The organism is Paenibacillus tritici (genome assembly GCF_018207515.1).
In the GTDB taxonomy this organism is placed as follows: Bacteria; Bacillota; Bacilli; order Paenibacillales; family Paenibacillaceae; genus Paenibacillus_AQ; species Paenibacillus_AQ tritici.
The window spans coordinates 5,628,998-5,644,655 of record NZ_CP073365.1 but is presented as its reverse complement, the minus strand read 5'-3'; the positions used below and the strand labels follow the sequence as shown (position 1 = coordinate 5,644,655).

The window sequence follows — 15,658 nt, the reverse complement described above, 5'->3', positions numbered from 1 at the left end:
TCATGTGCGGGTGGTGATGAATTCCTTAAATACAACAGGATTACCGTTCAAAATAATGTATTTTCGTACTCTTTTAGTAAGAAACATACAATAATTATGAACGATTTAAAGATTAAGATTAAGTAGCGAGCCAGTCAAAAATCAATCTTACGGAGGTCATTCAATATGAAACAGAGAATTAAAATTGATAAAACTGCACCGAATACGGGAGCTTTGGATTTCTCCTATCTTCTGGACGCTCCTGCGGGCAAGCACGGATTCACTAAAGTGAAAGATGGACGTTTGTACTTTGAGGATGGCACCCGCGCAAAGTTCATCGGCTTTAATATGCCCACTCGCTCTAATACGCCTGATCATCAGACTGCGGAGCGTCTGGCGGATCGCTTCGCCTCCTTGGGCATTAACGTGATCCGTCTTCATGCAGCCGATGCGCCACTTGGACCCTCCGGCTGGAGCTCAAGTCTCGATAATCCGTTAATTGATTATAACAGCGGATCTAGCCGGTTTTTCCATGAGAAGGGTCTTGACCGCTTTGATTACTTTGTAGCAAAGCTTAAAGAAAAAGGCATTTACGTACAAGTCGATCTGCTGGTTGCTCGCGCTTTTCAGGACGGAGACGATCTCGACTATCCTAACGCACCGGGCTTCCCTTTTAAGAGCTTCACCCATATGAATGAACGATTGATTCAACTACAGAAGGAGTATGCAACGAAGCTCCTGTCCCATGTGAATCCCTATACTGGACTAGCACTAATTGATGATCCGGCGGTTATGACCATTCAGATCGCGAATGAGGACTCCGCCATAAGAGGAACGGCAGATATCAAGAACGAGAAAGGGATTGAGCCTTATCGGCAGGAGCTGCAGCGCCGCTTCAACCGGTATTTGTTAGCCAAGTACGACACAAGGAAGAATCTTGCTAAGGCGTGGACTTACAATAATGTTTGTGCCCTTGGTGAAGAGGAAGATCCGGAGGCGGGCACGGTGCTATTCCCGGAGGGGGGGTTCTACCAGGTTGCCAACGAACCAATGGGGGAATGGACAGGCAGTGTCTCTCAAGCTACAAATAATCCGATGGGGGAACGGACGGATGTAAGTCCTGCCCGCTATGCCGATTTCATGGAATTTGGTATCAATGTAAACCGTAGGTACTATGGTACAATGATTGACCATATTCGATCTCTTGGGGCGAAAGTTCCTATAAATACCAGCAACCTCTTGAACGGTTCAGCGGATGTATATTCCCATTCGGACGCGGACATTATGGAAAATAACCCGTACTTCAATCATCCGATGCCGCCGTTTCACCAGGAAACGCTGGTTGTACCAGGGATGAGGGAGTATGTAACATCTAATCCTTTGAAGGTGCATGCTGACGGCATATATATGCGCACCGAAATGCTGCAGATGGCCACCACAGCAGTGCTCAGAGAAAAGCCCTTTATTCTAAGTGAATGGAACGAGTACGGCGTGAATCCGTTTCACTCGACGGCGTTCCTCTCTATGGCTGCTTATGCATGTTTGAACGATTGGGACGGTCTTATGCTCTATTGCTTCCATACGTCTGAAAGCTGGGACGACCAGCCCGACGATGAGATTATGGACATCTTCGATGCGTACAATGATCCGTCCCTGATCTGCCAGTTTGGCTTTATGGCTGCCTTATTCCTGAAGGGTCTCGTGCGCCAGGCAGAAAACCAGGTGGATGTGGTATTTACGAAGAACGATCTGTTAACCCTGCCGCCTTCTTACAGTATGCCGAACACATTTCTTCCTTACATTACCAATATGCGCAACGTATTCCTGGATCAGGGAGATACCTATACCGGAGATGCGGATGTCGCAATTACAGCCGGCTTCCTGAATAATGGCGATCTTTCCCAAGCTGAACGTGCCGTGTACTTTGCATGGTCGCCGTATCGTGACGCCATGCGCCATGCTTCCGGTGGTGGGCGGCTGGAGCGGCTTGCTACCGAGACCGATGAACTGCTCCCTGGCGCGAAGCTTGGAGACAAAACCCTAGTCTTCGATGATATTACTTCCTTGGCTGGACACGGCGATTACACTGCGTTCGCCACGTATCTTGATGCTGCTTTCAAGCGTTGGGGTCTTCTGTCCCATGATCGGGGTCTGGTTGGCAATGCTCTCGTCTCAGATACTGGTGAGTTGATATCCGACCCGGAAGCTGGAACGTTCCGCATCCGCGCCGAAGGATGTTCCTACTTCAGCGGCAATCCGGTTGGAGGGGTCACATTAACAAACGATTTGTCCCTGTCTCTGAGTAACCAGCGAATCTCTGCGGCTGCTTTGCCTTCGAAAGGCACTTCCGTAGAACGGGCTGAGACAATCCTACTGACAGTCCTTGGAGAAACCGGCATGGATGAAACTATCTTCACGGTGGAGGGGTTCATCACGACGGTCGACCACCAAGGGAAATTGTATGCTGATACTCCTGAAGGCACGTTGTTCGTAAGATGCAATTCGGCAACGCTTACCGCACTGGATACGGTAGGTACTCCGATCGCCCAGGTTGAAGGCACATCTGTCGAAGACGGTATGAGCTTCACGTTGGATGGCACCATCCCTGCAGTTCACTTCCTGTTGGAAAGAAAGTAAGAAGACTGTTTTTAGCCTGTAGACAAAGTTCCTTATAGGAACAAGTCTACAGGCTTTTTAGAAATTATTTAGGTTAACACAAGGGATGATTATTAATAGAGCTACCTTATTCACAGATTACTGTTAAAGTCGCTGAATGAATAAAGGAAAGTCGTAACAATGGCAGAGCAGTAACTGGCATTTTAGTAAACTTTATGGAGTTACCGCTAAAGCTGTTAAGTAGACCATATGCGTTGAACTCAATCCGGGCGATATGAAGCCAATAGAGTAGGAGACCGCACTTACTTATGGAAATATTGAAGAGCATGCCTTGAAAGAAACTTTGAGGGAGCATGGATGAACAAGCACAATGGTAAATACTATCTCCAATATGCAGCTCCCGGAACGGAATACAATAGTTACTTAAAAAATCCCGAAAAAGAGGTTTAGAAATGCACTCACAAAACCAAAAGTTAGTATTATCTCCAGTTTTCTCCGATCATATGATACTTCAACGTAGAAAGCCCATTCGAATTTGGGGGTACTGCAATGTTGATGACAAGATAAGAGTTAAGCTCGGGGCAAAGGAAGTTGTCGCCATTATTGAGCAAGGATGCTGGACGGCAAATCTACCACCGATGGAAGCAACGGCGAACGCCGAGCTGATCGTACTTTCGAGTTCAGGCGAACAAATCAGGGTCAGAGATGTTGCGATTGGCGAGGTATGGATTGCAGGCGGGCAATCAAATATGGAGTTCCGGTTAAAATATGATGCGGAAGCTGACAAAGTTCTAACAGTAGCTAATCATACCGATATACGTTATTTTGAAACTCCCAAGGTTAGTTTTGACGATGAGATTGATGAAGATATAAATCCGTTTGGCAAATGGCGAACCTGCAGCCCGGTGAATGCGGCTGATTTTTCCGCAGTGGCCTATTATTTTGCGCTCCGTCTGTTCGAGAATCTTCAAATTCCGGTTGGAATTATAACTTGTACGTGGTCAGGAACATCTGCTGCTGCTTGGTTAAGTGAAGAATATTTAAATCGTGATACAGGTTTGAATATCTATTTGCAGGAATACCAAGAAGCAATTAAGGATTTGAACCTTGAAGAATATGAACGGCAGGTTAAATTGTGCAGGCAGCTTTACCTGTTACCTTCGATCGTTGCAGCGTTAGATAGAATGAATGCAGGAACTGCAACAGAGGATATTTATACGACGCTTGCTCCATTATTAGGATCGCCTTATATTAAGCAGCTTGGACCAAAACATTACAATCGTCCTAATGGTTTATATCATACGATGGTCAAAGAAATTGCGGGGTATACAGCACAAGGTGTAATTTGGTACCAAGGTGAAGCTGACGCGCCCAAGGCATTCCTGTATGACAAGTTGTTCACAGCACTCATCGAATGCTGGAGGGAAACGTGGGAAGACGAATTGCCGTTTCTTTTTGTTCAGTTGGCGCCATTTCGAGATGTTGAGAGTAACGGAGAAGGGTTTCCATACATTCGGGATCAGCAAGAAAAGGTATCGAAAAACGTTCAGAAAACCTACATGGCCAGTATCATGGATATGGGTATGGAATTTGATGTCCACCCTAAACGGAAGCGCCCTGTTGGTGAACGTCTGGCGTTATTGGCGTTAGGCAAAGTATATGGGCAAAATATATTTTGCGAAGCTCCCGAAGTCGATCAGGTGATGAAGGAGGGGAATTGCATCCGGATTACATTCCATCATGCAGGTGAGCGGTTGGTTGTACATGGCGACAAGTTGAATGGATTGCAGGTAATCGCAGGACAAAGACCTGTTCAATATACCACAGAGGTAAAAGGAAATAATCTTTTCATTATTCTAAACAAGCAGGTTACCGACTTGGAAACGATAAATATTCGGTTCGCATGTTCAGACTATGAGGAAGTCAATTTATACAATAGCGCCAATCTTCCTGCAAAACCCTTTAAAATCACCATTTAATGGAGGGGCGCAAAATGAGTAATTTTGACTTGATACCACAATTAAAACGGAGTATTCAAACTATATATTGACGGTACACCCTATATCGCACTTGCAGGTGAAATCAAGCCGCCACTATCGGGGCGAATTGTGGCTTGCGTTATTCGTCATCACCCTCCGGTGTGATAACAAATTTATTTTTATTTCGGTATTGCTTAGGTGTAAACCCGGTATATCTTTTGAAAATTTTATTAAAGTGGGTTTGATCATAAAAATTGAGTTTGGTGGCAATGAAAGTGATCGGATTAGAGGTGAGTTCCAGCAATTTCTTAGCCTCTTCTACTTTTTCTTGATGGATAAACTGGGTAATATTTAGTCCCGTTTCTTTCTTGAACAACTGTGATAAGTAGTTTTCATTCAGACTTGTTTTTTCCGCAAGGACCGATATGGGAATGTTTTCATACAGGTGGTTGAAAATGTACTCTTGGCAGGTCGCAATCGATTTGGAAAGATGCTTTCGTTTGCTTTTGGATACACGCTCTACGAAGTCGATCAGGGCATCGCCTATGGCGGTTACTACAGCTCGATAATCTTGGAGATCTTCAATGCAGCGAAGGTGAAGTTCACTAAGGGAATAAGCAATTTCAGGATACAATCCGCCTTCTATTGAGGCTCGGGATGCAAGCGCAATCACATAAACGCCAAGACTTTTAATGTTGCGTAACTGGGTGTGGTTAGACAGGATGCCGTTACCGTCGTAGCCAACAGTTAGCGTCATATTGTAAAAAGCGGCTTTATCCCCGTTACGGATGGAACTGAGTAGCTGCTTCTCAATTTCGAACAGACCTCGGAACTCTGAAGATTCTCTACGGTCTGAAATGAGCACCTCGACCTGTTTTTTTTCTTTAGGAGACTGCTCGATCCGTAAATGTTTTTCGATGATATCCGTCACGTCCAGTATGACTCCATTTAACAATTGATGTGCCAGGATTCCTATGCTATAAAGACGCTTTGTTGATACGAGTGGCATTTGTTTCAGGTAGGGGGCCCAATCCGGGCTCTCGACTTGATTGATATCCATAAGAATGGTATGGATGACTTCGTCCGTCAGTGGGAGAGTAGTGCAAGGACCAATAAATACAATACCGGTCATGATTTCGTTTTGAAGGAATGGAACGGTAATAAATGATTCGCCGATGTTGGTAGTATGAATGTTCGGAACCTCCACAAGATGCACTTGTTGTTTTAGAAACTGAATAAGCTCCAATTGATTTTGAAAGAAGGGGTTAGTTTGCTCTTCTTCCATGGTTAAGGAATGGACTTCGTCATCGTCCTGCATCCATGAGCAAAATACGGGAAGTCCCAGGCACTCCTGCAATAGCTTGCACGAGGAATGTAATAATTCGTTTTGTTGGTCGGATTTCACGCTCATTCACATCCAATCAAGTTGTTAATCATACTATTTATATAAGTATTATACCATAACTTATTGGCTCAAGGACTTAAAATAAAACTAGAAATGAAAATCATCTAAGGCGAGTACTCGAAGTAATCAGGCAGGCATTTGAATTGCAGCTATTTATGATCGAAAAAAACCTAATTGGAAAGGGAAGAATTTAATGATTATTACGAAATTAAAAACCAATCGAATCACAAATCCGTTGGGATTCTCGATGGGCCGCCGGCCCCGACTTTCCTACATTGTAACGGATACCGCTGGCAGGAAGCAGACTGCCGCCCGTTACGAAGTCGCGCTGGACGAGGCGTTCTCGTCTGTCGTACTCGACAGCGGCATACGCGCCGATATCGACAGTCTCTCTTTCGAGCTGCCAATCCAGCTTATGCCAAGAACCCGCTACTACTGGAGGGTAGAGGTATGGGCGGACAATGGTGACCATGCTTTAAGTGAGACGGCATGGTTCGAGACTGCTAAGCTGGAAGAACCGTGGGAAGCGAAGTGGATCGTTCCCGATATGGACAAGGAACATCATCCGGTGCTCGGTCGTACTTTCAAGCTGACCGGAGCAGTCACGTCCGCACGGGCATACGTTTGCGGGCTCGGATTGTATGAGTTGCAGATTAACGGCATCAAGGCTGGGGATGAATATTTTACCCCGCACTTCAACGCCTACCACAAGTGGCTGCAGTACCAGACGTACGACGTTACTCAGTTGCTACGCGAAGGAAATAACCAGTTGCAAGTCAGCCTCGGTAACGGCTTATACAAGGGCCGCTTCGGGTTCGATGGTCATTCCAGGGAGTTATATGGTAGCGAATTCGCGGTCCTGTGCGAGATTCGGGTTACGTTCGCCGACGGAACAACGGTAGTACTGAATTCTGATACGGATTGGACTGCGGAGAGAAGCCGGGTCATGGACGGCAACCTGTATGACGGAGAAGTCTATGATGCCACGTTCACGGCAACGGAATTATATAACGTTCGCGAAGGAGAACTCGGTTTCGAACGCTTGAGAGCGAGGATGAGCGTGCCTGTTACCGTGAAAGAAGAGCTGAAGCCCGTCGAGGTTATTCAAACACCGGCCGGCGAGACGGTGCTGGATATGGGCCAGAACATGGTTGGTTGGATTCGCTTCCGTACACGCGCTCCAAAAGGAACCGTCATCCGGCTTCAGCACGGTGAGGTTCTGCAGGAGGGCAACTTCTACCGTGAAAACCTGCGAACGGCCAAGGCTGAATATGTCTATACTACCGATGGGGAGGAAGCGATTGTCCGCCCGTTCTTCACCTTCTATGGCTTCCGCTACGTGAAAGTGGAGGGCTGGCCGGGTGAGCTTGACCCGAACGACTTCACAGGCTGTGTCCTCTATTCTGATCTAGATCAAATCGGTAGTTTCGAGACGAGTGACCCGCTTGTAAATCGGTTATTTCTGAATGCATTGTGGGGGCAGAAGGGCAATTTTCTGGACGTTCCGACGGATTGCCCGCAACGTGACGAACGGATGGGATGGACGGGAGATGCACAGGTGTTCTCCGGGGCGGCTTGTTTCAATATGGATGCATACACGTTCTATGCGAAGTACGGTTACGATATGTATCAGGAACAAGAGGATCGCGAGGGAATGGTGCCAATGGTCGTACCCGCCGTGAACGTTCCGAGCGGCGGTTCCAGCGCATGGGCTGACGCGGCCACGATCATTCCCTGGAATGTATATCTTCATTACGGAGACAAAGCGATTCTCGAGCAGCAATACGAGAGTATGAAGAGCTGGGCAGACTTCATCATTCGCGCGGACGAAGGATCAGGTGGTAAGAGGCTTTGGACGGTCGGGTTCCAATTCGGAGACTGGCTTTCACTTGACGGAAGCAACGATTCCTCGATGGGAGGCACCGACGAGGACTTCATCGCCTCGGCCTATTACTGCCATTCCACAGGATTGGTTGCCAAGGCGGCAAAAGTTCTGGGGCTTAAAGAGGATGCGACCTATTACGAACAAATTTCAGGGCAAGTCAGACAGTCTATCGAAGACGAATTCTTCTCTAAGACAGGGCGCCTTGCACTCGATACCCAGACGGCTTATGCTATTGCTTTGAAAATGGACCTGGCGCCGGAATCGTACCGTAAGCGTCTCGTGGATGGCTTGATAAATCGGCTGCGGAAGGACCGTAATCATCTCAAGACCGGATTCGTCGGAACACCATATCTGAACTTCGCCCTGTCAGACAACGGATGCGAAGAACTGGGGTATACGCTGCTCCTGAACGACGACTATCCGAGCTGGCTTTATGCTGTCAAGCTAGGAGCCACGACTATCTGGGAGCGTTGGAATGCCATTGACACGGACGGCAAGATCGGAAATCCAGGATCGAACTCATTGAACCACTATGCCTTTGGGGCTATCGCCGAATGGATGTACCGGGTGATCGCTGGGATAAATCCGTCTGAAGAAGCACCTGGCTTTCGCCGAGTCGTGCTGGCGCCAAAACCTGACTTACGCTTGCGGTGGGCGAAGGCCAAGCTCGAATCTGCGGCAGGTACCTATTTGAGCGAATGGACGTTCGACGAAGAGGGGGAGCTTGAATTTCACTTTGAAATCCCGTTTCATTCCACAGCTCTTGTTCGCCTTCCTCGTGCAGCATCGGCGGTTCTGTCAATTGCCGGTCCTATGCCGGACTCTCCTGCTAATGAAGAAGGTGAGGACATACTACTAGAGCTGGAAAGCGGCAGCTATGTGATTCGATATATGCCGTTCAGAAGTTATCTTAAAATGTTAAGCACGTATACCCCACTGGTTGTTCTTGCCGAGAACGAGCAAGCGTGCGAGTTGATTGCGCCATTTTTTCCTCCAGGTTTCGTACAGAATCCGGATTCGCTTTATTCAATGATTCGAAACACTTCACTTCGTGAACTGGCCGTTCATAATCCAATTGATTCGAGCATACTCGACGAGCTGGATCGGAAACTAAAAGTAATTTAAAGGGAGGAAATAAAAATGAACTTTTCAGAAAAATCAAAACTTGGTGAACTGCTTTCCAACGAAGAAGCCGTTGAAATATTGGAGAAGCACCTGCCTGGTATTTCCACCAATCCGATGGCAAACATGGGGAAAAGCTTCACTTTGGAGCAACTTAGCGCTTTTCCGCAAGCCAATATTTCCAAAGAGATTCTTTCCGAGATGGTAACGAGCTTGGCGAAACTGCAAATAGGTGATCTGACGAGTCCTCAGCAGAACGTGAGCCCGTTTCAGCCGATATCCATGAGTGGTTCAGTCGCTATTGTGACTGGCGCAGGTGGAGGCATAGGCCGTGCAGCCTCACTTAAACTATCAAGCTCAGGCTTCAAGGTAGTAGCTGTTGATTTTAACACGGTAACGGGGGAAGAAACGGTTCAATTGATCCGGGATCAAGGTGGAGAGGGCCTGTTTCTTCAAGCGGACGTAACTAAGGAAGAAGATGTTGACCGATACACGAAGGCTACCATTGACACCTACGGGCGAATAGACGTTTTTTTCAACAATGCCGGTATCCTGCAGAAGTTCTCGCTTATCGAGAACCTTGACACCGCGGAATTTGACCGTATTATAAATGTTAATGTCCGTGGTGTTTTCCTTGGAATGAAGAAGGTACTTAAAGTAATGAACTCTCAAGGATTTGGTTCAATCATTAACACCGCATCCACAGCAGGAATTCGCGCTGAGCATAGTATGGCAGCGTATACCACGAGCAAGCATGCAGTCATCGGCCTGACAAAGGCAGCCGCAATTGAATATGTGCGTAAAGGCATCCGCGTCAATGCTATCTGTCCGGGGGGCGTCGATACGGCATTGACGCAGAGTGTTCCTCTTATGATGCAGGAGTCCGGTTATATCCCCGAAGAGTTCCCGAACATGCGGATTGGACGCTTCGCTGAGCCTAACGAAATTGCGGAGATCGTCGTGTTCTTGGCATCCGAAAAATCCAGCTATATGACAGGTTCAATCATTGCGGTGGATGGCGGCTTGACTCTGTAAGTACAAATACTTATGGTACAGAGGAAATAAAGAAGGTGCAAAACCGCAACGCCTACAGCCTTGGACATCATTTATACAAAAATCGCTATATAACAAAGCTGGAGATTCTTTCTCCAGCTTTTTGCTGCATTGTTCGGTTCAATCTGTTTTTTCTCATAAAACATTTCCACGTTCGAACTTGTACACCGTTTCTGGACAATGAACCTTAAAGGCGGGTTTTGTACACACGGCGAAACTTATTATAGAGAAGATGAGGTCTTATGGTGGGCCAAAGGTGGCGAGTTACATGGAGAAAGCGCGAAGGGAATCGCATTACTTAAAGAGCCCGTTATGTGCGGGAAACGCGCAAAATCAAAACCACCTGTTGATGGGTGGTTTGATTGTTGGGAACGCCAACCGTCCCATTTCGGTTCCTCTTTTAACAAAGGTTTTCAAAGTAGATCGAAACTTTCCCCCGTAGGTAGAGACCCTCAATCCATTTACAATAAGAAAGTAAAGAGAGACATTCAGAAGGAGGTTGCTTATGGGCACCAATATAGAGCGAGCTGCGGTGCGGACCCCAAAAAAGGCTAAGGGTTTGTCCCCGCTGCAGGAACTAAGGAAAAACTGGGTACTGTACATGATGTTTGTGCCGATTGCTGTTTTTTTTATCATCTTTTCTTATATACCGATGACGGGTATCGTTATGGCCTTCAAGGAATTCAACTACAGGGATGGAATTTTTATGAGTCCTTGGAACGGGCTGGAGAACTTCCAGTATTTCTTTGAATCCGGCAAGGCTTGGCTCGTGACAAAGAATACCATTATGTACAATGTTGTATTTTTGGGATTGTATACTCTGTTTTCGATTTTGGTTGCGGTACTGATCTCGGAGACATATAACAAGTTTTTCAAAAAAACTGCACAGACATTAATGTTTCTACCTTATTTCATATCCTGGGTTACTGTATCCGCGTTCGTTTACAACTTTTTTAATTACGAGTTTGGTATTGTAAATGTATTTTTAAAAAATCTCGGTTTAGAGGCTATTGATATTTACTCGAACAGTAGCTATTGGTATCTTCTGCTTCCATTACTATATGTGTGGAAGTGGGTTGGTTTTGGCAGTATTCTTTATCTTGCTGCTATTGTCGGAATTGATCAGGAGATTTATGAAGCGGCAACCATTGACGGTGCTAGCCGGTTCCAGAAAATAATGAAAATTACGCTGCCTTTGCTAAAACCTACTGCCGTAGTGTTGATTCTGCTTGGTTTAGGAAGGGTTATGCGCGGTGAATTTGATATGTTCTACCAGCTGATTGGTAACAATGGATCACTCATGAATGCTACAGATATTATTGATACGTTAGTGTTCCGTTCGCTTATGGGTACGCAGGACTTTGGTATGGCTTCTTCAGTAGGGCTCTATCAATCTGTGCTCACTCTGATCATTATCTTGTTTGCCAACTACCTGGTCCGTCGTTATGACAAGGACAACGCACTATTCTAACCAGAAGAAAGGAGGACTCTAATATGGAAAATAATAAATTGAATTCAGCGCCTGTCTTTCAGGCCTTCTCGTACATTGTTGTATCAATTATCGCAATTCTGTGCCTGCTTCCGTTTATCGTGCTGATTTCCGGATCTATCTCAGATGAAGGGCAAGTTTTGGCGAAGGGTTATTCCTTCCTGCCTCGCGGCTTTTCATTGGATGCCTATGCCTTTATCTTCCGCAATCCCGGTGATATTATCTCCGCTTACCGCGTTTCGGTGATTGTGGCAGTGATTGGAACGGTGCTTTCGCTGTTAATCTCCACGATGGCTGCCTTTGTGATGTACCGTAAGGAAGTAAAGTATCGGAATCAACTTGCATTCTTTTTGTTCTTCACTACCTTGTTTAGCGGTGGACTAGCCCCTTATTTTATCTGGGTCACTAGTTATCTGCATCTAAAGAATACGCTTGCGGTGCTAATTCTGCTGCCTATGTTTAATGTGATGTATGTGCTGATTATGCGCAGCTTCATACAGGGATCAGTACCGGAGCCGCTTGTAGAATCTGCCAAAATTGACGGGGCGGGAGACTTTCGGATTTTCTGGCAGATGGTGCTGCCGCTCAGTAAACCTGCACTTGCTTCTATCGGTTTGTTCACTATCCTAGCCTATTGGAATGACTGGTGGACTCCGATGATGTTTACTGATAAGGAACAGTACGTTCCTTTGCAGTATATGCTCTATAAAATGCTGTCTTCAATCAACATGTCGGCGGCGATGGCGCAGCATGTGTCGTCCGTTAATATGCCAAAGGAGACATTCAAACTTGCTATGACGGTAATTGCTACGGGTCCGGTTGTAATCCTGTTTCCTTTTCTTCAGCAGTATTTTGTCAAAGGCATCACGATTGGTGCGGTAAAAGGTTAAATCTTACGATTTGTTGCCGAACCATCCCATATGAAGCCTGCTAACTGGTGATTTTATGGAATCTTAATTAATAGGGGGCGTAAAAGTGAAAAGGGTTAAAAAAAATGCGATCTTCATCCTGACAATACTGCTATCACTGACGATGCTGTTGTCTGCCTGCTCCAAAGGAAATGCAAACAATGAAAATTCGGCAAACAATGCAAAAACCGCAAATAATGATGCAACGGGAAGCAATCAAAAAGAGGTTGTTCTGAAAGGATATCTGCTTGGAGAGGCACCAAAAGGAATGCCTGAGGTGCTAGCTGCACTTAATGAGAAGCTGAAAAAAGACATCAATGCTACCATTGAGCTGAATTACATCGGCTGGGGGGATGTTCAGTCGAAGTATCCGTTGCTGCTGGCTGCAGGCGAAGATGTGGATTTTATCTTTTCAGCAGATTGGAATTCTTATGTTGAACAAGCGAATAAAGGCGCCTTTTATGAACTCAAGTCAGAGGATATAGCCAAATATATGCCAAAGAAATCGGCTGCTATTGATCCTGCCGCTTGGGAGGAAGCGAGAATTAACGGTAAAATCTACATGATTCCGAAAACCACCCCGGACAGTAATGTCTTCGTATCTGTGCTTCGTAAGGATATTATGGCAGAAGCAGGCCTCACGGAGGTGAAACGCCTCTCTGAAATTGGTCCTTACCTGGAGGCTGTTAAGAAAAACCATCCGGATATGATTGGTCTAAACCTGGATTCACAGGTTGATTTACCGACGCCGTACCAACATCTAATGCGCGACAAGATTGGTTTCACAGGCGGTTCCTTTGGAGGCGGACCGTTGACTCAAGGGATAAGTACAGATTATACAGATCCAACCGGCAAAATCTACAGCATGGTCGAGGGGCCCTACCTGAGTGCACAGAAATATGCTGCCGGTATCATGAAGGATTGGTATGACAAGGGTTATGTTAACAAAAACCCATACGCAAATAAAATCCGTTCCAAGGATAATTTTGTGGAAGGTAAATCTGCAGTAGCGTTTGGCAACAGTATCGATATTGCTGCCACAATTGAAGCGGCTGAAGCGAAAGGAATTGAAAGCTATATCATTCCATCCCTGATGCCAAACGGCAAGGTTCCAATGGGGAATTATATAGGTGCTGGAGTTTCCATTGCGGCTAATTCCAAGAATCCGGAACGTGTTATGCAAGCCATGGATCTTATCATGGAAGACCCGTCTTATGTATATTTGGCGTATTACGGCATTGAAGGAAAGAACTATGTCATCACCTCGGATGATAAAATCGGGCTGCCGGAAGGAGTAACGGCTGATACAAATTCCTATCCTCCAGATGCTTCAGGCTTCTGGTTCGTAAATAAAGCTTTGTTTAAACCAATGAGCACCTGGCCAAAGGCTTATGCGGATTTTTGGACTAAGCTGGGCGAGTATAATACCTTAGACTATGCATATAACGGCTTCAGTTTCAACTCTGATAAAGTCAAGACGCAGATTGCCAACCTGGCCAATGCCTCGACACAATTTGCCAACCCGATTTATATCGGTGCTGTCAAAGATGTGGATAAAGCTTTTGACGAACTGAGCAAAAACCTTAATAGTGCTGGTCTGGATAAGGTCAAAGCTGAGGTTGAAGCCCAAGCTGAGGCATTCCTGGCAAAGAAGAAATAACCGTATTTTTAAACGGAATATTTGGATCTTAATCACGGGTCGTTTTACAAGAGTGCAGACGTTTTTGCTGTGCTCTTGTAACGGCTTGTTATTGTTTGGATCCAGGTTATCATGAACAGGATTAAACTTGAATACACTCATTGTTCCAGTCTACTGGGAATTAATTGAACCGAAACAAGGCAATATGATTTCGAGCTCGTTGATGGAATCATCGAACGAGCTCGCCAAGAAAACGTGCGGCTTATGGATTCCTCAGTAGGTAGCTTTCTTTCTGCGTTACGTGTGGAACTGAATTGATTTTATTTTTGTGCTATGTAGAGAAAAGTCGTCAAATGAATAATGGAAAGTCGTTACTAAAGTATTAATTATTCAAATTGGTATTGAGTAATAAAGCCGGGCGGGGGGGGGGCCACCGGCTTTATTGTTATTACTGTATACCTGGTCATGCTAAATATGCATAACCGATGCGAATCATCGAAATAAGAATTTAGTCGCCTAGCAACTGCGAGCTGAATAGCTGGAGGAATGGATATCTGGTTGGATCGGCTGGAGTTCAATGGACAGCAAATTCTGCTGGGACTTCAGCCAATCCCTGGGACGAATATGAGTATAACTATGATTGTACCCTACTCTGACATATTAAAATTGAGCTATATTATGCGCAACCGGCTAATCTTCATTTTTTTTCTGATCATTCCGCTCACCTTTGTGCTGTCTTTTAACGTTGCTGGTTCAGCTACTAAACGTCTGAGGCAGCTTATACGGCATGTGCGTAAAGTCAAGAATGGTAATTTTCGCATTGATCCGCTTCCGGCCAATCAGGACGAAATCGGTGAACTTACCCGTAATTTCAATGTAATGGTGGAGAATGTGTCAAGGTTAATGGATCAGACCTATACTCGTGGGCGCGAAGTGAAAAACAAAGAGTTAAAGGCATTGCAGGCTCAAATAACCCACACTTTCTATACAACACCCTCTAATCAATGTAATGGCTATTGAATCCGACAATGAAGAAATATCCAAAGTGGTGGACAGGCTGGCACTATTTTACCGCTTGAGCCTATCGAATGGCAAAGAAATCGGTACCTTGGAAAGTGAACTAAGGCATATTGCATCTTATGTGTCAATTCAGAATATGCGATTTAACAATGCGATCTTATTGACCCTGAAGGTTCCGCCAGAGCTGCTAAGCAGTACGGTGCGGAAAATTATGCTTCAACCTCTAATTGAGAATGCAATCTTGCACGGGATATTGGAACGGGATTCGGAGAAAGGCGAAATCCAGGTGACAGCAATAGAGGAGGAGGGAGATTTGATTGTAGAAGTCAGCGATGACGGCATTGGTATGGAAAAAGAGGTGTTAGAGAATGTGTTGATTAGACCAATTAGCAAACAAACAGGAGGCTTCGGCATACGGAACATTCAAGAGCGAATTCAGTTGAATTATGGACCTCAGTACGGATTGTCCTTCACCAGCCTATCTGATGGGGGGACTACTGTTCGAATCCGCCTTCCGAAATTAAGCATTAACCAAGGAAATTAAAGAAAATCGAAACTTTCTC

At 45.6% G+C, this 15,658-nt stretch carries 10 protein-coding genes; 9 read left to right on the top strand and 1 reads right to left on the bottom strand.

The annotated features are described in order from the left end of the window. Positions 1-165 precede the first annotated feature (165 nt). Both KDC22_RS24130 and KDC22_RS24125 read left to right on the top strand, forming a co-directional pair. A complete protein-coding gene (locus tag KDC22_RS24130) occupies positions 166-2,616 on the top strand; it encodes a glycoside hydrolase 5 family protein (RefSeq protein ID WP_211720629.1) in 2,451 nt (816 codons plus the stop codon). Positions 2,617-3,047: 431 nt separating this feature from the next. Further along, positions 3,048-4,574, top strand: coding sequence for a sialate O-acetylesterase (locus KDC22_RS24125; protein WP_211720628.1), 1,527 nt, complete (start codon positions 3,048-3,050; stop codon positions 4,572-4,574). A 139-nt stretch (positions 4,575-4,713) separates the two neighbouring features. Here the strand turns inward: KDC22_RS24125 and KDC22_RS24120 are convergent, their stop codons facing one another. Continuing rightward, positions 4,714-5,859, bottom strand: coding sequence for a helix-turn-helix domain-containing protein (locus KDC22_RS24120; protein ID WP_211720627.1), 1,146 nt, complete (start codon positions 5,857-5,859; stop codon positions 4,714-4,716). A gap of 313 nt (positions 5,860-6,172) precedes the next feature. Here KDC22_RS24120 and KDC22_RS24115 point away from each other — a divergent pair, with 313 nt between their 5' ends. The 7 genes from KDC22_RS24115 (at position 6,173) to KDC22_RS33575 (ending at position 15,639) form a co-directional block, all read left to right on the top strand. Next, complete coding sequence (locus KDC22_RS24115) at positions 6,173-8,989, top strand: alpha-L-rhamnosidase (protein WP_211720626.1); 2,817 nt, start codon at positions 6,173-6,175, stop codon at positions 8,987-8,989. A gap of 279 nt (positions 8,990-9,268) precedes the next feature. Continuing rightward, the gene (locus KDC22_RS24110) at positions 9,269-10,021 is read left to right on the top strand and encodes an SDR family NAD(P)-dependent oxidoreductase (RefSeq protein ID WP_425517073.1); all 753 of its coding nucleotides are present in this window, start codon (positions 9,269-9,271) and stop codon (positions 10,019-10,021) included. A gap of 523 nt (positions 10,022-10,544) precedes the next feature. Then, entirely contained in the window at positions 10,545-11,510 is a 966-nt protein-coding gene (locus tag KDC22_RS24105) for an ABC transporter permease (RefSeq protein WP_211720625.1), read from the top strand. A 23-nt stretch (positions 11,511-11,533) separates the two neighbouring features. Further along, entirely contained in the window at positions 11,534-12,418 is an 885-nt protein-coding gene (locus KDC22_RS24100) for a carbohydrate ABC transporter permease (protein WP_211720624.1), read from the top strand. Between the two features lie 85 nt (positions 12,419-12,503). Next, positions 12,504-14,096, top strand: coding sequence for an ABC transporter substrate-binding protein (locus KDC22_RS24095; protein ID WP_211720623.1), 1,593 nt, complete (start codon positions 12,504-12,506; stop codon positions 14,094-14,096). A gap of 525 nt (positions 14,097-14,621) precedes the next feature. Then, positions 14,622-15,095 carry a sensor histidine kinase gene (locus KDC22_RS33580; protein ID WP_246552947.1) on the top strand — a complete coding sequence of 158 codons (474 nt, stop codon included), beginning with the start codon at positions 14,622-14,624 and terminating at the stop codon, positions 15,093-15,095. After that, positions 15,085-15,639 carry a sensor histidine kinase gene (locus tag KDC22_RS33575; RefSeq protein WP_246552945.1) on the top strand — a complete coding sequence of 185 codons (555 nt, stop codon included), beginning with the start codon at positions 15,085-15,087 and terminating at the stop codon, positions 15,637-15,639. The genes KDC22_RS33580 and KDC22_RS33575 overlap by 11 nt, the downstream gene beginning before the upstream one ends. Positions 15,640-15,658 lie beyond the last annotated feature (19 nt).